Source organism: Micromonospora sp. NPDC048170 (assembly GCF_040652795.1).
GTDB lineage: Bacteria > Actinomycetota > Actinomycetes > Mycobacteriales > Micromonosporaceae > Micromonospora.
Genome location: NZ_JBEZMR010000014.1, coordinates 58,442 through 78,565, shown reverse-complemented (window position 1 = coordinate 78,565; position 20,124 = coordinate 58,442). Strand labels below are relative to the sequence as shown.

The window sequence follows — 20,124 nt, the reverse complement described above, 5'->3', positions numbered from 1 at the left end:
CCGGCGGGATGCCACCAGCGTCAGGCGGGCCGGACGGCCAGCGGCACGTGGGCGAAGGCGCGGAACGGCGTGTCGGTCTCCCGGACCAGTTCGCCGGCCTGCTCCACCGAGCGGGTGCGGCGTAGCACCCAGTCGAAGACGACCTGCGCCTCCGTACGGGCCAGGAACGCGCCCAGGCACAGGTGGCCGCCGCCGCCGAAGGTGACGTGCGGGTTCGGACTGCGGGTGACGTCCAGCGTGCCGGGGGACCGGAAGACCGCCTCGTCGTGGTTCGCCGAGCCGAGCATCAGCACCAGCACCCGCCCGGCCCGTATGGTGCGCGACCCGATTCGTACCGGTTCCCGCACCAGTCGGGCGGTGCCCTGGATGGGTGCCTCGAAGCGGAGGAACTCTTCCACCGCGCCGGGCACCAGGCCGGGGTCGGCGCGCAGGAGGGCGAACTGGTCCGGCGCCCGCAGCAGCGCGGCGAACCCGTTGGTGATGAGGTGGACGGTGGTTTCGAAACCGGCGAAGAACGAGAAGACGGTGTTGTCCACGATCTCGTCGTGGCTCAGCCGGTCCCCGTCGTCCTCGGCCTGCAACAGCGCCGACAGCAGGTCGTCGCCGGGCGCTGCGCGGCGTTCGTCGAGCAGGCCGCCGATGTACTTGCGCAGCCACTCCACGGACTCGTGCGCCGCGCCCCGGGCGTCTGCGGGAACGATGGCGCTGAATGCCCGTCCGAGCCGCATGGCGTGCAGCCGTACGTCGTCGTGGGCCTCGGGCGGGATGCCCATCAACGTGGACACCACCAGCACCGGCAACGGGTACGCCAGATCGCGCACCACGTCGCAGGTGCCGGTCTCCAGCGCCGGGGTCAGGAGCTGGTCCACGGTCCGCTCGATGTAGCCGCGCATGCGCCGCACCACGGCCGGGGTGAAGGCGCCACTCATCAGCCGCCGCAACCGCACGTGGTCCGGCGGGTCGCGGTAGAGCATGATGCGCTGGAAGAAGTGGCTGGCCGGCCCCTCGCCCACGGACAGGTGGTGGTAAGCCTCGGGGAACTCGCTGCCGAGGCGGGGGTCGCGCTGCAACGCCACGACGTCGGCGTGACGGGTGACGCCCCAGCTGCCGGGGCCGACCCGGCACAGCGGCCCGGCCTCGCGCAGCCGGGCGTAGGTCGGATAGGGATCTTCCAGGACGGCGGGGTCGAGCGCGTCGAACCTGGGCGGCAGACCGGAGGCATCCATGCCTGCCAGTCTTGGCCCGAACCCGCCGCCCGGGCAAGTGTTTACGCGTGTTTGTTGAGAACCCTACGCCGATGCTTCACGAGGCAGGTAGCTGCCGAAGCACCAGACGTGACCCTCGAGGTCGTAGACCCCGTAGTCGCGAGAGCCGTACGAGGTGTCGTGCAGCTCGTAGACCAGCTTGGCGCCGGCCTGCACCGACCGCTCGTAGTGCTTGTCGACGTCCGCCGCGTCGCCGACGCAGATGTAGACGCCACCGCTGGTCGCGGGCAGCTCGCGCGGGCTGACCATGCCCAGCGTGTCGTGCGGACCGCCACCGCCGAGCTGGATCGTGGCGTTGCCCCAGCTCAGCTCGGCGTGCACCACCTTGCCGTCAACCTCGGTGACGTCGAAACGCTCCAGGTCGAACGCGTTGACGAGCCAGTCGACGGCAGCCGTCGGGTCCTGGTAGCGGAGGAAGGGGATGACCGGAGAGAACGATCGTTCCGACATGAAGCCTCTTCTCGCGTATGGAGTCGATCTGTGCGGTGCGGTCATCATAGGTGACTTGCCTCTACGCGAGGGTCAACATCATGCTCGACAACCGACAGTGGCCGGCCGAGCGAGGCCAGCGCGCCCCGGTAGTCGTCGCCGACGGCCAGGTCGCTCAGGTGCACGCTGATGTGCGGCGGCGGACGGTTTTCCCAGCTCAAAAGGTGTGCGGGGTCATCCGGGGCGCTGACGGTGAGGTCGGCCGGCGACGGCACGAGGCCGTCCCCGGTCGCCTTGAGGATGGCCTCCTTGCGGGTCCAGTACCGGATGAACGCGGCGAGTCGCCGCGGCTGCGGCAGGTCGGCCAGCACCCGACGCTCGACGGGGGAGAGTGCCGAGACGGGAATCCGGCCGCCACGCAGGGCCACCCGCTCGATGTCCACGCCGCAGACCGTGTCGCGGGCGATCGCCACCAGGATCCGCTCGGCCGAGTGCGACACCGACACGTGCAGCACGCCCGCACGGGTGTGCACCTCCAGCCGGCCGTGCGGGCCGGCGCAGTGTCGACAGGTCGAGGAGAAGACGACCTCGCGTGGCGTGGTGCCGGCGTACCGGGCGGCCAGCAGCCGCGCCGCGACGCGGCCTGCCACGAAGCGGGTGCGGGCCGCGTCATGACCCAGCCGCCGCGCCCGCGCCTGTTCGGCGTCGTCGAGCAGGGCGTGCAGCTGCTCGGGGAGCGGACCGGCGGGGCACCGCCAGACCAGGCACTCGCCGCTGCCGAGCCGCTCGCCCACGCCGTTCCCCCGTCCGCCGGCGCTTTGCCTCGCCTTCTGTGGCGAGCCTTTCCGAGTATTACCGACTATCTCTAGACCCGAGTCGCAAGTCGCTGATAGCTTAGCGCCAGCCGACCGGAGACGTGGTAGAGGCTTACTGAGGAGACGCGACAGTGGACGTTGCCGTCGACACCGATCCGACCCTGACCCTCGACCGGATGCGGGAGGACGTCGCGGAGGGCCTCGGCTGCCCGCCGTCGCTGGTGGGGGACGACGACGACCTGCTGATGCTCGGCCTCGACTCGATCGCGCTCATGCGACTGGCCAGCCGCTGGCACAGTCAGGGCGTCCCGGTCACCTTCAGTGAGCTCATCGAGTGGCGCACCCTCGCACAGTGGTGGTGCCTGATCGAGAAGCGCCACGCCGAGGCCCGCCCGGCGCAGCTGCCGCCGGTGGTCGTGGACGAGTCTGCGCCGTTCGGCCTGGCCACGATGCAGCACGCGTACTGGATCGGCCGGGCCGACGGGCAGCCCCTCGGCGGCGTGGGCGCCCACTTCTACAACGAGTTCGACGGGGCCGGTGTCGAACCGGACCGGCTCGACGCCGCCGTCCGCGGTGTGCTGCGCCGGCACGGCATGCTGCGGGCGGAGTTCCACGCCGACGGCACCCAGCGGATCCGGCCGGAGAGCCCGTGGCCGGGCCTGACCGTGCACGACCTGCGTGGGCTGCCGCCGCAACAGTGCGAGGAGGAGCTGGCGCGGCTGCGCCACCGGTTGTCCCACCGGCGGCTGCGGGTGGAGGAGGCGGAGACCTTCGACATCCAGCTGTCCCTGCTGCCCGACGGCGCCACCCGGGTGCACGTGCACGTCGAGATGCTGGTCGCCGACGCCCACAGCTTCCGGCTCGTCCTGTCGGACCTGGCGGCCTTCTACCAGGACCCGGACCGGCAGGTGGCTCCCGTGAGCCTCAGCTATCCCGCCTACCTCGCCACCATCGCCGCCTACCCCGACGAGGCCCGGGACAGGGCCCGCGAGTACTGGCGCGAGCGGCTGGACACCCTGCCCGGCCCGCCGCAGCTGCCGACCGCCGTGGATCCCGCCACCGTGGCGGGCCACCAGGTGGTCCGCCGCTACCACTGGCTGACCCCGTGGCAGCAGGCGGAACTGGAACGGCGTTCGGCGGCCGCGGGAGTCACCCTGTCGATGGTGTTCCTCGCCGCCTTCGCCGAGGTGCTGGCCGCCTGGAGCAGCAACGGCCGGTTCGTGCTGAACCTGCCGATGTACGACCGGCGCCCCGTGCATCCCGAAGTCGGCGTGGTCGTCGGCGACTTCACCAACCTGATTCTGCTGGAGATCGACACCACCGGACCGGCCGGCTTCGTCGACCGGGTCCGCCGGCATCAGGACCGGCTGCGCAGCGACGCCGCCCACTCGGCGTACAGCGGGGTCGACGTGCTGCGCGACCTGTCCCGGGCCCGGACCGGCCAGCCTGTCGGCGCCCCCGTCGTCTTCACCAGCGCGTTGAGCCTCGGCGAGCTGTTCGACGCCGAGGTCCGTGACTGCTTCGGCCGGCCCGGTTGGACCATGTCCCAGACCCCCCAGGTCTGGCTCGACTACCAGATCACCGAGCGCGAGGACGGCCTCTACCTCAACTGGGACGTCGTGGACGAACTGTTCCCCGACGGGTTCGTCGACGAGATGTTCGCCGCCTACCTGGGGATCGTCGACTGGCTGCTCGACCCGGCCACCGACTGGTCCGGGCACGCCCCGATCGCGCTGCCCGCGCACACGTCGGCTGCGCGGGCGGCGGCCAACGACACCGCCGGTCCCACCGACGACGGGCCGCTGCACCGCGACGTGTTCGCCTGGGCGGCCCGGGAGCCCGACCGGCCGGCGGTGCGGTCCGGGTCGGACCGGGCGAGCCTGCTCACGTACGGCGAACTGGCGGGCCGGGCGCAGGCACTGGCCGACGAGCTGACCACCCGTGGCCTGGCCCCCGGTGACGCCGTCGTCGTCACCCTGCCCAAGGGCCCTGACCAGATCGTGGCGGTGCTCGGCGTGCTGCGGGCCGGCGGCGTGTACGTGCCGATCGGCGTCGACCAGCCCCACGCCCGGCGCGAGCTGATCCGGGCCACCGCCGCGGCCCGGTTCACCGTCACCGCCGCCGAAGCGGTGGACGGGTCGCCCGTCGACTCCTCGACCGTGCTGGCTGTCCCCACCGTCGGCGTGCCGTTGCGCGACGACGCGCCGTCGGTCGACCCCGAGCAGGATGCCTACCTGCTGTTCACTTCCGGCTCCACCGGCGCGCCGAAGGGGGTGCGGGTGCCCCACCGGGCGGCCCGGAACACCCTTGACGACCTCGTTCAGCGGTTCGGAATCGGCCCGGACGATCGCGTCCTCGCGGTCTCGGCCCTCGACTTCGACCTGTCCGTGTTCGACATGTTCGCCCTGCTCGGCACGGGTGGCGCCGTCGTCACCGTCGACGAGGACACCCGCCGTGACCCGGCCGCCTGGCTGCGCCTGGTCCACGAGCACCGGGTGACGATCTGGCAGTCCGTACCGGCCCTGCTCGACCTGCTGCTGACCCAGGCCGACACGGAGGCGGCGGGCGGGACCGGAGACCGGCCGTTGCCGCTGCGGCTCGCCGTGCTCGGCGGCGACCGGGTCGGCCTCGACCTGGCCGGTCGGCTGGCCAGGCTGGCTCCGGACAGCCGGCTGTACGGCCTCGGCGGCACCACCGAGACGGCGATCCACTCCACTGTGCAGTCCGCCCCGGTCGACCCGCCGCCACACTGGCGGTCGGTGCCCTACGGCGTGCCGTTGCGCAACCAGCTCATGCGGGTCGTCGACGAGCACGGCCGGGACCGGCCGGACTGGGTGCCCGGTGAGCTGTGGATCGGCGGCCGGTCGGTCGCCGCCGGCTACGCGGGCGACCCGCAGCGGACCGCCGACCGGTTCGTGGAACATGCCGGGCAGCGTTGGTACCGCACCGGCGACCTGGCCCGGTACTGGCCTGACGGCACGGTGGACTTCCTCGGGCGCACCGACTTCCAGGTCAAGATCCGGGGACACCGGATCGAGCTGGGCGAGATCGAGGCCGCGCTGGAGCGCGACCCCGACGTCTCCCGCGCGGTCGCCCAGGTTGTCGACGGGAGCAGCCTCGCCGCCGCCGTCACCGTCACCCGGGCTGACGCCGATCCCCAGGTGATCCGGCAGCGCGCCGCCGAACAGCTGCCGCCGTACATGGTGCCGGCCGTCGTGGTGGTCCTCGACGCGTTACCGCTGTCGGCCAACGGCAAGATCGACCGCGCCCGGCTGCCCGAGCTGGTTGCCACGCGGCCCACCGTCGCGGGCACCCCGCCACGGGGCGAGGTCGAGACAGCCGTGGCCGCCCTCTGGTCGGAGCTGCTCGGCGTCCCCGAGACGCACCGGGAGGACAACTTCTTCGCCCTCGGCGGCGACAGCCTGGTCGCCACCCGGCTGTTGGCCCGGCTGCGTGAGACCGGCATCGTCGGCGCCGAACTGCACCAGCTGTTCCACGCCCGCGACCTGGCCGGCTTCGCGGCACGGCTGCGCGCCGAGGGCACGGCGGGTGCGCCGCTCGAGCGGCGTGAGCTGACCGCCGACCCGGCCCACCGGCACGACCCGTTCCCGCCAACCGACGTGCAGCGCGCGTACTGGATGGGGCGCACCGACGACTTCGCGCTCGGCGGGGTCGGCTCCCACTGGTACTGGGAGTTCGACGGCGGGGACGTCGACCTCGACCGGCTGCGCCGGGCGGTCGACACGCTCATCGCCCGGCACGAGATGCTCCGCGCCGTCTTCGACGACAACGGCGACCAGCGGGTCCTGCCCGAGGTGCCGCCGTTCACCATCACCGTGCACGAGGGACAGGAGCACCTGGCGACGCTGCGCGAGCAGCTGTCCCACCGCGTCCCGGACCCGTCCCGGTGGCCGCTGATCGACATCCAGGCCGTGCGGCACCCCGGCGGCACCCGCGTCGCGTTCAGCTTCGACTACATCGTGCTCGACGCGCTGAGCATCGTCATCTTCTTCTCCGAGCTGTCCACCCTCTACCGCGACCCCGACGCCGAGCTGCGCCCGCTGGGGGTGTCGTTCCGCGACTACGTGCTGGGCGCCGCGCCGCCACCGGAGGCGGTCGAGCGGGCGGGGGCGTACTGGCGCGGGCGGCTGGACGACATCGCCCCGGCCCCCGCGCTGCCGTTGGCCGTCGCCCCCGAAACCCTGGTCGCCCCGCGGTTCGTCCGCCGCGAGCGCAGCCTCACCCCGCAGCAGTGGGCGGCGATCACCCGTCGTGCCCGGGACCACCGGCTCACCCCGGCCGCGGTCCTCGCCACCGCGTACGCCGAGGTGCTCAGCGCGTACGGCGGGCAGGACGAGCTGACACTGAACCTGACCATGTTCCAGCGCCACGACGTGCATCCGGACATCGGCGCGATCCTCGGCGACTTCACCTCGCTGGTGCTGGTCGGCTACCGGGGCGAGGCGGGACAGTCGTGGCGGGAGACCGCCCACCGGCTCCAGCAGGACCTGTGGGCCGGGCTTGAGCACAACGACGTCTCCGCCCTGTGGGTGCTGCGGGAGTTGGCGCGCCGACGCAACAGCGGCACGGTCAGCATGCCGATCGTGTTCACCAGCGCCCTCGGTGTGGCCGCCGACCTGGTCAACATGCGGTTCCCGTTCGGCGAGCTGACCTGGGGCATCTCGCAGACCCCACAGGTGTGGCTGGACAACCAGGTCATGGAGCGCGACGGCGGGCTGACCTTCAACTGGGACAGCGTCGACGAACTGTTCCCCGACGGGTTGCTCGACGCCATGTTCGACGCGTACCACCGGCTGCTGTGCTGGCTCGCCGACGGTGAGTGGGACCGGCCGCTGCCGGACATGCTGCCGCCGGGGCAGCGCGCGGTGCGGGCCGCCGTCAACGCCACCGACGCCCCGGCGCCCGTGCACACCCTGCACGGACCGTTCTTCGCCCACGCCGCCGGTGACCCCGACCGGCTCGCGGTCGCCTTTGGCGAGACGTCGATCAGCTACGGCGAACTGGCCACCCGGGCGCTGCGGATCACCGGGGCGCTGCTGCGGGCCGGGGTGGAACCGGGCGACGCTGTCGCCGTCACCCTGCCGCGCGGGCCGGACCAGGTCGCCGCGGTGCTCGGCGTGCTGGCCGCCGGCGCGTCGTTCGTGCCCGTCAGCGTCGACCAGCCCGCCGCCCGCCGCGACCGGATCTACGCCAAGGCGCAGGTGACCGCGGTGGTGGGCCGCCCCGGCGCGCATCACCTGCCCACGGTGGCCGCCGACGTGGACGGGCCGCCGCTGCGCGGGCCGGTGACGGTCGCTGCGGAGGCGCTGGCATACACGATCTTCACCTCCGGTTCCACCGGGGAGCCCAAGGGAGTGGAGATCACCCACCGGGCCGCCGTCAACACGGTGACCGATATCAACTCCCGGTACGGCGTCGGGCCCCAGGACCGGGTGCTGGCGGTCTCCGCGCTGGACTTCGACCTGTCCGTCTACGACGTCTTCGGGCTGCTGAGCGCCGGTGGGGCGCTGGTCGTGCTGGCCGAGGAGGACCGCCGCGAGGCGCGCCACTGGGCCCGGCTGGTCGACCGGTGGGGCGTGACCGTCTGGAACTCGGTGCCCGCGCTGCTGGACATGCTGCTCGTGGCGGCCGGCGAACACCCGCCGACCAGCCTGCGGTTGGCCCTGGTCTCCGGGGACTGGATCGGCCTGGACCTGCCGGGCCGGCTGGCCCAGGTCGCCCCGCACGCCCGGTTCGTCGCCCTCGGCGGCGCCACCGAGGCCGCGATCTGGTCCAACGCCTGCGAGGTCGAGGCGGTGCCGGAGCACTGGCGCTCCATCCCGTATGGCCGCCCGCTGCGCAACCAGCGCTACCGGGTGACCGACTCCCGCGGCCGGGACCGCCCCGACTGGGTGCCCGGGGAGCTGCGCATCGGCGGCGCCGGGGTGGCGCTGGGGTATCGCAACGCCCCCGAGTTGACCGCCCGGCAGTTCGACGTCGACGACGAGGGTCGTCGCTGGTACCGCACCGGCGACCTCGGCCGGTACTGGCCGGACGGGACGCTGGAGTTCCTCGGCCGGGTCGACTTCCAGGTCAAGGTGCGCGGGCACCGCATCGAGCTGGGCGAGATCGAGGCCGCCGCCGAGGCCCATCCGACGGTCGGGCGGGCGGTGGCGATGGTCGTCGGTCAGACGCCGACGCAACACATCGGCCTCGCCGTCGTACCCACCACCGGGGGTACGGAGCCGGACCTGGCCGGCTGGCTGGCCGAGCGGCTGCCCGCCTACATGGTGCCCGAGTACGTCGTGACGGTGGAACAACTGCCGTTGACCGCCAACGGCAAGGTCGACCGCCAGCGGCTCGGGACGCTGCTGCGCGCCGACCCGCTGGACGACACGGCCGAGCCGCCCAAGGGACCCACCGAGGAGGTTCTCGCCGCGCTCTGGTCGCAGCTGCTCGACCAGCCGGTCGTCGACCGCCGGTGCAGCTTCTTCGCTCTGGGCGGGGACAGCCTGCTGGCCACCCGCCTGCTGGAGGCGCTGCGCCAGCGGTTCGGCGTGGACATGACATTGCGCCAACTGTTCGCCGTACCCGTGCTCGTCCAGCTCGCGGCCGCTGTCGACGAGCAGCTCCGTGCGTCGGCCGACGACGACGTCGAGGAAGGTGTCATATGAGCAACGACCCCCGCATCCCCGTCGAGCGGCTGGTCACCGACCTCGAACGGGCCGGACTGCGGCTGTGGGCCGAGGACGGCGCGCTGAAGTTCCGGGCGCCCGCCGGCTTCATGACCGACGAGCGACGCGCGCTGCTGCGGGCCCGCCGTGACGAGATTCTCGCCCACCTGGCCAACGGCCGGATGCCGCGCGTCGTGCCGGACGCGGAGCACCGCCACGACCCGTTTCCGGTCACCGAGGTGCAGTCGGCGTACCTGCTGGGCCGGGGCTCCACCTTCGGCTACGGCGGTGTCGGCTGCCACGGCTACGGCGAGCTGCACTACCCGGATCTGGACCCGGAGCGGATGACCCGCGCCTGGCAGGCGCTCATCGCCCGGCACGACATGCTCCGAGCGGTGATCCAGATCGATGGCTCGCAGCGGATGCTGCCACAGGTCGACGACTACCACGTCGCCGTACGCGACCTGCGCGGGCGCGACCGCGACGAGTTCGACCGCGCGGTGGCCGAGGTGCGGTCCGAGATGGACCACCGGGTGTACCGGCCCGACGTCTGGCCGCTGTTCGACGCGCGGGTCACCCGCGGTGACGACGAGGCCGTGCTGCACGTCTCGGTGGACTTCCTCATCGCCGACTTCGTCAGCATCCAGATCATCCTCGACGAGCTGCACCACCTCTACGACGACGCCGGGCCGCTGCCCGACCTGGAGATCGGCTTCCGGGACTACCTGCTGGCCGAGCGGAGCTGGACGGCCAGCCACCGGGAGGCCGACCGCGACTACTGGCTGCGCCGCGTGGACGAGCTGCCGCCCGGCCCGGAGTTGCCGCTGACCGGCGGCGCCCGGCAGACCGACGGCCGGTTCCGCAGGCTGGCCGCCAGCCTGGAACCCGAGCTGTGGGAGGGGCTGCGCAAGCACGCGGGCCAGCACGACGTCAGCCCGTCCTGTGCGGTGCTCGCCGCGTACGCGCACGTCATCTCCGCGTGGAGCCGCCGCCCCACCTTCACCCTGAACGTCACGCTGCTCAACCGGCTGCCCCTGCACCCCCAGGTGCCGGCCGTCGTCGGCGACTTCACCGGCGTGGAACTGCTCGCGGTCGACCAGAGCGGTGCGGACACCTTCGACCGGTGGGCCCGGACCGTACAGGCCCAGCTCTGGCAGGACATGGACCACCGGGCGTTCTCCGGCATCGAGGTGATGCGGGAGATCACCCGCCGACGCGGCGCCGACGCGGCGCTGTTCCCCGTCGTCTTCACCAGCGCGATCGGCCTCGGCGAAGCCGGCGCCCCGGAATCGGCGTCGCACGGCCGGCTCGGCTACGGGATCAGCCAGACCCCGCAGGTCGTCATCGACTGCCAGAACTCCGAGCGCGACGGCGGGCTGTCGACGAACTGGGACGTACGCGAGGGGGTGCTGCCCGATGGCGTCGTCGACGACATGTTCGCCGCCTTCGAGCAGCTGCTGCGTCAGCTCGCCACCGACGACCAGGCGTGGCAGCGGCCCCCGTCGAGCCTGCTGCCGCAGCGGCAGCGACACCGCCGCGAGGAGATCAACGCCACCGACGCCCCGCTGACCCGTGCCCGTCTGCACGACGCGGTCTTCGCCCAGGCCCGTCGCACCCCCGACGCCCCGGCGGTCGTCCACGGCACGACCACGCTCAGCTACGCCGACCTGGCCGCCCGCGCCACCGGCGTCGCCGACCGGCTTGTCGAGTCGGGCTGCGTACCCGGCGACCTCGTCGGGGTGACCCTGGAACGCGGCCCGGGGCAGGTGGTTGCCGTCCTCGGCGCGCTGCTCGCCGGCGCGGTGTACGTGCCGGTGGACACCGTGCAACCCGCCGCCCGGCGCGAGACGATCCTCACCGGTGCGGGCGTACGGCACGTGCTGACCTCCCGCGACCTGGCCGTCGGGCCCTGGCCGTCCGGCGTCGTCGCCGTGGCACTGGAAGAGGTGCCGCCCGCCGACCCGCCCCGCGAACCGGGCGGGTCACGGCCCGAGGACCTGGCGTACGTCATCCACACCTCGGGCTCCACCGGGACGCCGAAGGGGGTCATGATCACCCATGAGGCGGCGCTGAACACCGTCCTCGACATCAACGCCCGGTTTGCCGTCGGCGAGCGGGACCGGGTGCTCGGCCTCTCCCAGCTCGGCTTCGACCTGTCGGTCTACGACATCTTCGGCCCGCTGTCCGTCGGCGGGGCACTGGTCATCCCCGACGCCGAGCGGCGCGCGGACCCGTCGCACTGGGCCGACCTGGTGGCCGCCCACGGGGTGACCGTGTGGAACTCCGTCCCCGCCCAGCTCCAGATGCTCTCCGGGTACCTCGGGGTGGCCGGCACCGCGCTGCCCACCCTGCGGCTGGCGATGCTCTCGGGAGACTGGATCCCGGTGGCCCTGCCCGACCAGATCCGCGCCCAGGTGCCCGGTCTGCGCGTGGTGAGCCTCGGTGGGGCCACCGAGGCGTCCATCTGGTCGATCCACTACCCGATCGGGGCGGTCGGCGAGGACTGGGCCAGCATCCCGTACGGACGGCCGCTGGCCAACCAGACCTTCCACGTACTCGACCCGCTGTTGCGGCCCTGTCCCGACTGGGTGACCGGAGAGCTGTACATCGGTGGCGTCGGTGTAGCGCGCGGCTACCTGCACGACCCCGAGCGCACGGCGGAGCGGTTCATCGTGCACCCCGTCACGGGCGAGCGCCTGTACCGCACGGGCGACCTGGGCCGGTACCTGCCCGACGGCGACATCGAGTTCCTCGGCCGGGAGGACCACCAGGTCAAGATCCGCGGCCACCGGATCGAGCTGGCCGAGATCGAGGCGGCCCTGCAGGGCCATCCCGACGTCGCCGCGGCGGCGGTGCTGGTCGCGGGCGACCAGCCGTTGGAGCGTACGCTCGTCGCCTTCGCGCAGCCCGCCACCGCGACGCCGCCCGCTGAGGACGTGACCGAGCTGGGCGTCGTCGCGGCCCGGGCCGGCGACGCCGCGCTCGCCGGCGTCGACCCGGACCGCTACCTGGAGTACGCCCACCGGCTCGACCAGGTGGCCCTACCCGCCATGCTGGACACCTTCCGCCGCGCGGGGATGTTCGCCACCCCAGGGGACCGCCACACCGCCGCCGAGATCGTGGCCGCCACCGAGGCCGCGCCCCGGCACCACCGGCTGCTGCGCCGCTGGCTCACCGCCCTGGTCGCCGAGGGCCTGCTGGCCGTCGATGGCGACCGGTACCGGCTTGCCGGCGACGTCGCACCCGACGCGCTCGACGTCGCGTGGGCGGCGGTGGACGCGGCGGCGCTGCCGGGCGAGGAGCGCCTGCTGGACTACTTCCGGACCAGCATCCGCCACCTGCCGGCCCTGCTGCGCGGCGACGAGGACCCGCTTCGGCTGCTCTTCCCCGAAGGCCGGCTCGACGTCTCCCAGCAGCTCTACGAGGAGGCGGTGTTCAACCGTTGGGCCAACCGGGCCGCCGGTGCCGTCGTGGCGGAACTCGGCACCCGCCGCCCGCACCCCGGCCCGCTGCGCGTGCTGGAGGTCGGCGCGGGTGGCGGCGGCACCACCGCGGCGGTGCTCGACGCGCTCGTCGGGCACGACATCGACTACCTGTGCACCGACCTGTCGCCCTACTTCGCGGGACAGTCGCAGGCCCGTTTCGCGGAGGTGCCCGGCGTCCGGTTCGGCCTGTACGACCTGGACGCCGACCCCACCGAGCAGGGCCTCGCGCCCAACTCGTTCGACCTCGTCGTCGCCGGGGACGTGCTGCACGCCACCGCCGACGTCGACCGGGTCCTGGACCGGCTGCGCGGGCTGCTGGCCCCCGGCGGGTGGCTGGTGGCCCTGGAGATGACCCGGGACCACTACCAGATCATGACGTCGCTGGAGCTGCTGGTCCGGCTCGACGACGCCACCGGCGACTTCACCGACGACCGCGCCGGGACCGGGACGGTCTTCCTCGCCCGCGACCGGTGGCAGGACATCCTCGACCGGGCGGGCGCCGACACCAGCATCTGCCTGCCGGCGGAAGACACCTTCGTCGGACGGATGGGCATGTGCGTGCTCGCCGCCCGGTTCAAGGCCGACCGCGCACCCGTGCACCCCCGGGCGCTCACCGATCACCTGCGCGCCCGGCTGCCCGAGTACATGGTGCCCGGCACCGTGGAGATCCTCGACGAGCTACCGGTCACCGACAACGGCAAGATCGACCGCCGGTCCCTCGCCGGGCGGCAGGGCCGCCGGCAGGGCGGGACGCGGACCGGACTGCCCGGCGCGGCACCCGAGACCGAGCTCGAACGGGACCTGGTCGCGATGTGGAGCGAGGCCCTGGGCACGCCGGTCGGGCGCGACGGCAACCTCTTCGAGCTCGGTGGGGATTCCCTGGTCGCCGCCCAGCTGGCCGGGCGCGTCATCGAGGAGCTGCCGCTGGCCCGCACGCTGTTCTTCGACGAGGTGCTGCGTAACCTGCTCGAACTGGCCACCGTCGCCCGGCTGGCGCAGTGGCTGACCACCGCCGCCGAGGCCGGGGAGCAGCCGCAGGAGGCGGGCCGGCAGGGGCCGGCCGAGCTGATCGTCGCCGTGCACGCCGAGGGCACCGGCGTACCCCGGATCTTCCTGCCCGACGAGTCGGGATCGGCCGACGGTGTCGCGTCGCTCGCCGCGGCGCTGCGTCCGGCCGCACCCGCCTGGGCGTTCACCGGCGCGGGGCTGGAGCTGCTGCCCTCGGTGGACAACGCCGCCGCCGCGTACGCCCAGGCGGTCGTCGACGCCGACCTGCCCCAGGTGGAACTGCTCGCCCACGGGGCGATGGCGGTCCTCGCCGTCGAGGTGGCCCGCAACCTGACCGAACGCGGGGTACTCGTCGAGGGGCTGCGGCTGCTCGCCGGTCACCGGCCCGGACCCGGCACCGGGGACGACCCCGCCGCCGCAGTGCGCGACGCTCTCGCGCGTCACGAGCCGTCCATCTACGCCGGGGACATCACCCTGGTGCAGCCGGCGCGGGAAGCGGAGATCGAGTTCTGGGAGGACCTCTGCCTCGGCAACCTCGACGTGGTCGACACGGTTCTGCCGGCGGAGCAACTGCGCTGGTCGGCGGAGCCTGCCGCGCTGGCCGCCGCGCTGGGGTCGGCGCGGTGAGCCGCTCGGTGTCCTGCCGGCCGGGCCCGGGGGGTTCCATGACGCCAGGCACGGTCGGGGAGGGGCCCCGGTGACCGGGCCGACCCCGGTGGTGGGCGTCGTCGGCGCGGCCGGGGCCGTCGGTGCCGCCGCTGTGGCCGAGCTGCACCGCCGGGGCCGGCACGTGCTGCGCCTCGCCGGCCGCCGCCGCACCCCGCTCGACGCGTTGTGCGACGGGCTCGCCGCCACCGGCGGTTCGCCGCCCACCGTCGAGGTTCTCGACATCACCGACACCGACGCGCTGCACCGCTACTGCGCCGGCTGCGACGTCGTACTCAACTGCGCCGGCCCGGCCTACCTCGTCGAGGACCGGGTGGCGCGGGCAGCGCTCGCCAGCGGCGCAGACTACGTCGACGCCGCTGGCGACGACGTCCTGTGGGAGCAGGTGCGGGCCCTGCTGCCGGGAGCGCCGGGGCGGACCGCCGTGATCTCCGCCGGCATGATGCCGGGCCTGAGTGCGCTGCTGCCCCGCCATCTCGCCGCCACCCTGCCGGAACCGCCGCGCGCGTTGCTCGGCTACCTCGGCGGCCGCGACCGGTTCACCGCCACCGCCGCGGCCGACTACCTACGCGTGGGAGAGGGGTTCGGTCAGGCCGGGGCGGCGCTGACCGGGGGAGTGCGAGCACGGCAGCCGCTACCCACCCGTACCGACGCCGAGCTGCCGTTCTTCCCGGAGCCGGCCACGGCCGTGCCGTACCTGAGCACCGAACTGGAACGGGTGGCCCGGGTCCTGGGCGTCACCGACGCCACCTGGCACTCCGTCTTCGCCGGCCCGCACGTCGCGCAGGTGCTGCGACAGCCCCCGGCCGGCGGGGACACCCCCGAGGCACTGCGCCGCGCCGCCGAACTGGACGCCTTCGGGCACGCGACCTACCAGCTGATCGTCGTGGAACTGACCACCGTCGCCGGTGCCGCGCACACCCTCGTGCTGCGTGGCGACAACGCCAGCTCGCTCACCGGCGCATTCGCGGCCGTCACCGTGGCGGCGCTCACCGAGGGGACCCTGTCCGCCGGCCTGCACCACGCCGGGGAGGCGCTCGACCCGCAGGTCGCGGTGGACCTGCTCGCCGGCTCGGCCGCAGTGAGCGGCCTGACGGTGTTCGACGGCGAAGCCGCCCACGCCGGCGGCCACGTGGAGGAGGCACTTTGACGCAACGTCCCCGGGTCGTCGTCTGCGGCGCCCGATTCGGTCAGGTCTACCTGGAGGCGTTCCGCAACCCGGAGCTGCCCTTCGAGTTGGCCGGCGTGCTCGCCGCCGGCAGCGAACGCTCCCGCGCCTGCGCCCGCCGCTACGACGCGCCGCTGTACACCGACCCGGAACAGCTGCCCGACGACATCGACCTGGCGTGCGTGGTGATCCGAGGTGGCCTGCTGGGCGGTCGGGGCTCGGAGCTGGCCCGCGCGCTGATGGCCCGTGGCATCCACGTGCTCCAGGAGCACCCTCTGCACCACGACGAGCTGGCGGAGAACCTGCGCACCGCCCGCCGGCACGGCGTCGTCTACCACCTGAACCCGTTCTACACACATGTCGCCCCCGTACGCCGGTTCGTCGCGGCGGCGCAGGAGCTGACGCGGCGGCAGCGCCCGCTCCACATCGACGCGGCAGCCGGGTTCCAGCTCGCCTACTCCCTGCTGGACATCCTCGGGCAGGCACTCGGCGGGGTACGGCCCTTCGCCTTCGGTGACCTGCCCGAGTCGGCTCCCCCGGTGCGCGCCGCGACCACCCTGGACATCCCGTTCCGCAGCCTCGACGGGGTGCTGGCCGGGGTGCCCGTCACCCTGCGGGTGCAGAACCAGATGGACCCCGCCGACCCGGACAACTACGCCCACCTGATGCACCGCATCAGCATCGGCACGGAAGCCGGAAACCTGACCCTGGTCAACACCCACGGGCCGGTCGTCTGGTCGGCCCGCCCCGACTTCCCCCGCGAGGTCGCCGACCCGAACGCCGACCCCCACTACGCCACCATGCCGGACGACGCGCAGGCGCCCAGCGCCGTCGTGCTCGGACCGGGCACCGTGCCGTCGTACCGGCACATCTTCCGCAGCCTGTGGCCGGCCGGCATCGCGCACGCCCTCACCGAGCTGCACCAGGCCGCCCAGGAACGGCAGGACCCGCTGCGCCGCGGCCAGTACCACCTGTCGCTGTGCAAGCTGTGGCAGGACCTGACCCTGCGGCTCGGGCCACCGGAGCTGCTGTCCTCCACCCCGCCCGAACCGCTGACCGACGACGACCTCAAAGCCATCGCCGCCGCCGGTGACGAGGCGGCGCGGCCGTGAGGGCGACCGCGGAGGCCGCGTCCTGGTTGCGCCGCTACCGGCCGCGTCCGGCCGCGACCCGGCGCCTGGTCTGCTTCCCGTACGCCAGCGGCAACGCGACCTTCTACCGGCAGTGGGCCGTACGGCTGCCCGCCGAGGTCGAGGTGGTGGCGGTGCAGTATCCCGGCCGGCTGGACCGGATCCACGAGCCGTGCGTACGGGACATGGCCACGATGGTCGACGGGATCGTCGCCGCGCTGCAACCGCTGCTGCACACCGACTTCGCCCTGTTCGGTCACAGCATGGGTGCCGCCGTCGCGTACGAGGTGGCGCACCGGCTCGAACACGGCCTCGGTGTTCCGCCGCGCCGGCTGGTCGTCTCCGGTCGCCCGGCCCCGCAGCACCACCGGCCGGGCGTCAAGCACCTCGGCAGCGACGAGGAACTCTGGGACGAGCTGCGCCGCCTCGGCGGCACCACCGACGAGGCGCTGGCGCACCCGGAGCTGCGCAGCGCACTGATGCCCACGCTGCGGGCCGACTACCGCCTCGTCGAGACGTACCGGCCCGCCTTCGGTGCGCCGCTGTCGGTGCCGGTCACCGCGATCACCGGCGACGACGACCCGGAAGCGCACGTGCCCGAGGTCGCCGACTGGCGGCGCTGCACCTCCGGGGAATTCCAGCTCCGGGTGCTCCCCGGGCACCACTTCTACCTGATCGACCGGCAGGCCGAGGTGCTCGACCACCTCCGCGAGGCGCTCGGGCTGCCCGCCGGTCAGCCCCACTGACCGCCGACAGCCCCGTTGGCCGCCGGTCAGCCCCGTCGAGCGCCGGTCACGGCGCCGCGAGCACCCCCGCCGGCCCGGCCGGCGCCGGCTCCCCGAGACGGAACCGGCCGGCGAGGTAGTCCTGCCACATGGGCCGGCGGCGGGGCTTGCCGCTGCTGGTGCGCGCCACGGCACCCGCCGGCACGACCACCGGCTCCACCGGCACCCCCTCCGCAGCGACCTCGGCCGCGGCGCACGCCGCTGGCAGCCAGCCCGGCTCGGGCCGGACCAGCAGCAGGACCACCCGGGGTGCGTCACCGACCTGCCCGAGCAGGGCGGTGATCCGCCCGACCGGCGCCCCGCAGGCCGAAACCGCCGCCGCCTCGACGTCCTCGGCGAGCAGCATCCGGCCGCGCACCTTGACGCCGTCGCCGAGGCGGCCCAGCACGAACAGTTCCCCATCGGCGAGGAAGCCCGCATCGCCGGTGCGCACCTCGCCGTCGACCAGCCGGGTGCCGTTGGCGGTGCCGTCCCCGACCGTCGGCAGGTAACCCGCCGCCACGGACGGGCCGCGCACCACGATCTCGCCGACCGTGCCGTCCTCGACGGCCCGGCCGTCGTCGTCCACCACCGTCACCCCTGCGCCGGCGAGCGGGCGTCCGCAGCCCACCACCTCGCCCTGCACGGTGGTGGCGGTGCGCCAGCCGGTGTCCAGCGGTACGCCGGTCACCGACAGCGTCGCCTCGGCCAGCCCGTACGCGGGCAGCAGCGCCTCGCGGCGCAGCCCCTGCGGTGCGGCGAAGCGGGCGAACTCCGCCAGCAGCGCCGGACGGATCCGCTCCGCGCCGACGATCACCGCCCGCCACGCCGAGAAGTCCATTCCGGCCAGCGCCGCACGGGGCACCCGCCGGACGATGTGGTCCAGCCCGAAGGCCGGCATCGCGGTCAGCCGGGCGCCACGCAGACCGAAGCACTCCAGGTAGCGCAGCGGCCGGCGGACGAAGTCGCCCGGCGACATCAGCCACAGGTCCGACCCGGTGGCCACCGGCGCCAGCAGGCAGCCCACCAGGCCCATGTCGTGGTGCACGGGCAGCCAGGAGGCGGTCGGGTCGTCGGGCGTCATCCGCAGCCACCGCTGGATGCCGGCGACGGTGGCGGCCAGCGCCGGGTGGGGCACACGGACCCCGCGTACCCGGCCGCTGCTGCCCGAGGTGAACTGCACCAGCGCCAGCCCGGCCGGCCCGGTCGTCGCCCCCCAGCGGCCGTCGGCAGCGTCGAGCAGCCCCTCGCTGTCGTACGCTGGCACGCCCGCCCCGGCACACACCTCGGCCACCGGGGACAGCGCGGGATCGTGCACGACCAGCCGCGGTGTGCTGGCCCGCAGCACGCCGCGCAGGTGCTCGGCCCAGCGGGCCCGGTCCCCGAAGGGCGGCGGTGGCGCCACCGGCGAGGCGGCGGCGCCGGCCAGCATGGTGCCGAACAGCAACCCCACGAACCGTGGACCGGTGGTCTCCACGATCGACACCACCTCGCCCGCGCCCACCCCGGCGCCGCGCAGCGCAGCCGCGTACCGGCGTACCAGGTCCGCCAGCTCGGCGTACGACCAGAGCCGCCACGACCCGTCGGGTTCGGCGAACCGGATGCCGCGCCGCTCGTCGGGCCGGTCCAGCCAGCTGAGCGGTCCGGTCACGCGGGCGCCGCCTCGATGATCGGGAACATCGGGGTGGAGATGCTGCGGACCAGTTTCAGTCCGGCCCGGCCCAGCAGCTCGTCCTGCTGTTCGAGGGTCCGCGCGCCGCCTGCGGTCAGGGTGTGCATGAGCAGGTCCATGCGGCGCGCCAGGGCCGGCACCTCGGCCTCCTGCCGCCCGGCCTCCATGATGAACAGCCTGCTGTGCGGCTTCATCGCGGCCCGGACGCGGCCGAGAATGCCCACCACCTCGTCGTCGCTCCAGCTGTAGAGGATGCGCTTGAGCACGTACGCGTCGCCGCCGGGCGGGATCGGTCCCTCCAGGAAGCTGCCGGGCACCACCTCCACCCGGTCGGCGACCCCCGCGGCGGCCAGGACGGCGGGGGCGTTGGCCACGACGCCCGGCAGGTCGAACAGCACCCCCCGGGCGCCCCGGACCCGGCGCAGCAGGCTGGCCAGGAAGCCACCGTTGCCGCCGCCGACGTCCACAATGCTGTCGAAGCGCCGCCAGTCGCAGGACCGCAGCACCGCCAGCAGTTCCATGCCGGTGACCCCGCTCATCACCTTGTCGAACGCCTCTCCGTCCTCGGGCTGGGCGCGCAGGTGCTCCCACATGGATCGGCCGTGCACCACGTCGAACGCGGGCCCGCCGGTGCGGATCGACTCGGCGAGCCCCTCCATCGCCCGGGTGCACGCCACCGGGGAGAGGAAGATGTCGCGTGCCGAGTAGGGATGCCCCTCGCGCAGCAGGTCGGACAGCGGGGTCAGCGCCACGCTGTCCGGCTCCACGAGCTCGAACAGGTCCCGGGTCGCCAGGTACTCCAGCGTCTTGCGGAGGGTGGGCTCGTGGGTCCCGGTGGTCTGGGCCAGCCGGGACATCGGCACCGGCCCGTCCACCAGGTGGTCGGTCACGCCGAGCAGGCAGACTGCCCGGATGGTGTACGGCAGTAGGTAGTCGCCGAGTTCAAGGAGCTTGAAGATCGAATCAGCGTCGATGGTGCGCCTGGTGCCCACGGGTGTCTCCGTCCCTTCGCGTGAGGCTCCGGCGGCGCCTGGCCACCGGAGTCGCG

The 20,124-nt window shown here is 73.7% G+C and carries 10 protein-coding genes; 5 read left to right on the top strand and 5 right to left on the bottom strand.

Translation table 11 applies throughout. The annotated features are described in order from the left end of the window. Positions 1 to 20: 20 nt before the first annotated feature. The 3 genes from AB0D32_RS19245 to AB0D32_RS19235 form a co-directional block, all read right to left on the bottom strand. Positions 21 to 1,226: a cytochrome P450 gene (locus tag AB0D32_RS19245; protein ID WP_357091519.1), complete on the bottom strand. Its 1,206-nt coding sequence runs from the start codon at positions 1,224 to 1,226 to the stop codon at positions 21 to 23. A 63-nt stretch (positions 1,227 to 1,289) separates the two neighbouring features. Next, the gene (locus AB0D32_RS19240; protein WP_357091517.1) at positions 1,290 to 1,715 is read right to left on the bottom strand and encodes a VOC family protein; all 426 of its coding nucleotides are present in this window, start codon (positions 1,713 to 1,715) and stop codon (positions 1,290 to 1,292) included. Positions 1,716 to 1,759: 44 nt separating this feature from the next. Further along, a complete protein-coding gene (locus AB0D32_RS19235; RefSeq protein WP_357091514.1) occupies positions 1,760 to 2,488 on the bottom strand; it encodes a 4'-phosphopantetheinyl transferase superfamily protein in 729 nt (242 codons plus the stop codon). A gap of 197 nt (positions 2,489 to 2,685) precedes the next feature. On the opposite strand from AB0D32_RS19235, the gene AB0D32_RS19230 reads away from it, so the two are divergent. The 5 genes from AB0D32_RS19230 to AB0D32_RS19210 all read left to right on the top strand — a co-directional run bounded on the left by AB0D32_RS19230 (position 2,686) and on the right by AB0D32_RS19210 (position 17,386). Then, the gene (locus tag AB0D32_RS19230; protein WP_357091667.1) at positions 2,686 to 9,183 is read left to right on the top strand and encodes an amino acid adenylation domain-containing protein; all 6,498 of its coding nucleotides are present in this window, start codon (positions 2,686 to 2,688) and stop codon (positions 9,181 to 9,183) included. Next, positions 9,180 to 14,303 (top strand): amino acid adenylation domain-containing protein, encoded by a 5,124-nt coding sequence (locus AB0D32_RS19225; RefSeq protein WP_357091509.1) that lies wholly within the window; start codon positions 9,180 to 9,182, stop codon positions 14,301 to 14,303. Before AB0D32_RS19230 ends, AB0D32_RS19225 begins: the two co-directional genes overlap by 4 nt. Positions 14,304 to 14,373: 70 nt before the next feature. Beyond that, on the top strand, positions 14,374 to 15,492 hold the full coding sequence (locus tag AB0D32_RS19220) for a saccharopine dehydrogenase NADP-binding domain-containing protein (RefSeq protein ID WP_357091506.1): 1,119 nt from the start codon (positions 14,374 to 14,376) through the stop codon (positions 15,490 to 15,492). After that, complete coding sequence (locus tag AB0D32_RS19215; RefSeq protein WP_357091503.1) at positions 15,489 to 16,622, top strand: Gfo/Idh/MocA family oxidoreductase; 1,134 nt, start codon at positions 15,489 to 15,491, stop codon at positions 16,620 to 16,622. Before AB0D32_RS19220 ends, AB0D32_RS19215 begins: the two co-directional genes overlap by 4 nt. Then, positions 16,619 to 17,386 (top strand): alpha/beta fold hydrolase, encoded by a 768-nt coding sequence (locus AB0D32_RS19210; RefSeq protein WP_357091500.1) that lies wholly within the window; start codon positions 16,619 to 16,621, stop codon positions 17,384 to 17,386. The genes AB0D32_RS19215 and AB0D32_RS19210 overlap by 4 nt, the downstream gene beginning before the upstream one ends. A 46-nt stretch (positions 17,387 to 17,432) precedes the next feature. On the opposite strand, the gene AB0D32_RS19205 is transcribed toward AB0D32_RS19210, so the two are convergent. Together AB0D32_RS19205 and AB0D32_RS19200 are read right to left on the bottom strand one after the other, a co-directional pair. Further along, a complete protein-coding gene (locus tag AB0D32_RS19205; protein ID WP_357091497.1) occupies positions 17,433 to 19,055 on the bottom strand; it encodes an AMP-binding protein in 1,623 nt (540 codons plus the stop codon). After that, positions 19,052 to 20,068 carry a methyltransferase gene (locus tag AB0D32_RS19200; protein ID WP_357091494.1) on the bottom strand — a complete coding sequence of 339 codons (1,017 nt, stop codon included), beginning with the start codon at positions 20,066 to 20,068 and terminating at the stop codon, positions 19,052 to 19,054. The genes AB0D32_RS19205 and AB0D32_RS19200 overlap by 4 nt, the downstream gene beginning before the upstream one ends. Between the last annotated feature and the right edge of the window lie 56 nt (positions 20,069 to 20,124).

Excerpts from the sequence above, each read along its gene's own strand:
- AB0D32_RS19245 (WP_357091519.1), bottom strand. The coding sequence starts at position 1,226 with ATGGATGCCTCCGGTCTGCCGCCCAGGTTCGACGCGCTCGACCCCGCC.
- AB0D32_RS19240 (WP_357091517.1), bottom strand. The coding sequence starts at position 1,715 with ATGTCGGAACGATCGTTCTCTCCGGTCATCCCCTTCCTCCGCTACCAG.
- AB0D32_RS19230 (WP_357091667.1), top strand. The coding sequence starts at position 2,686 with ATGCGGGAGGACGTCGCGGAGGGCCTCGGCTGCCCGCCGTCGCTGGTG.
- AB0D32_RS19225 (WP_357091509.1), top strand. The coding sequence starts at position 9,180 with ATGAGCAACGACCCCCGCATCCCCGTCGAGCGGCTGGTCACCGACCTC.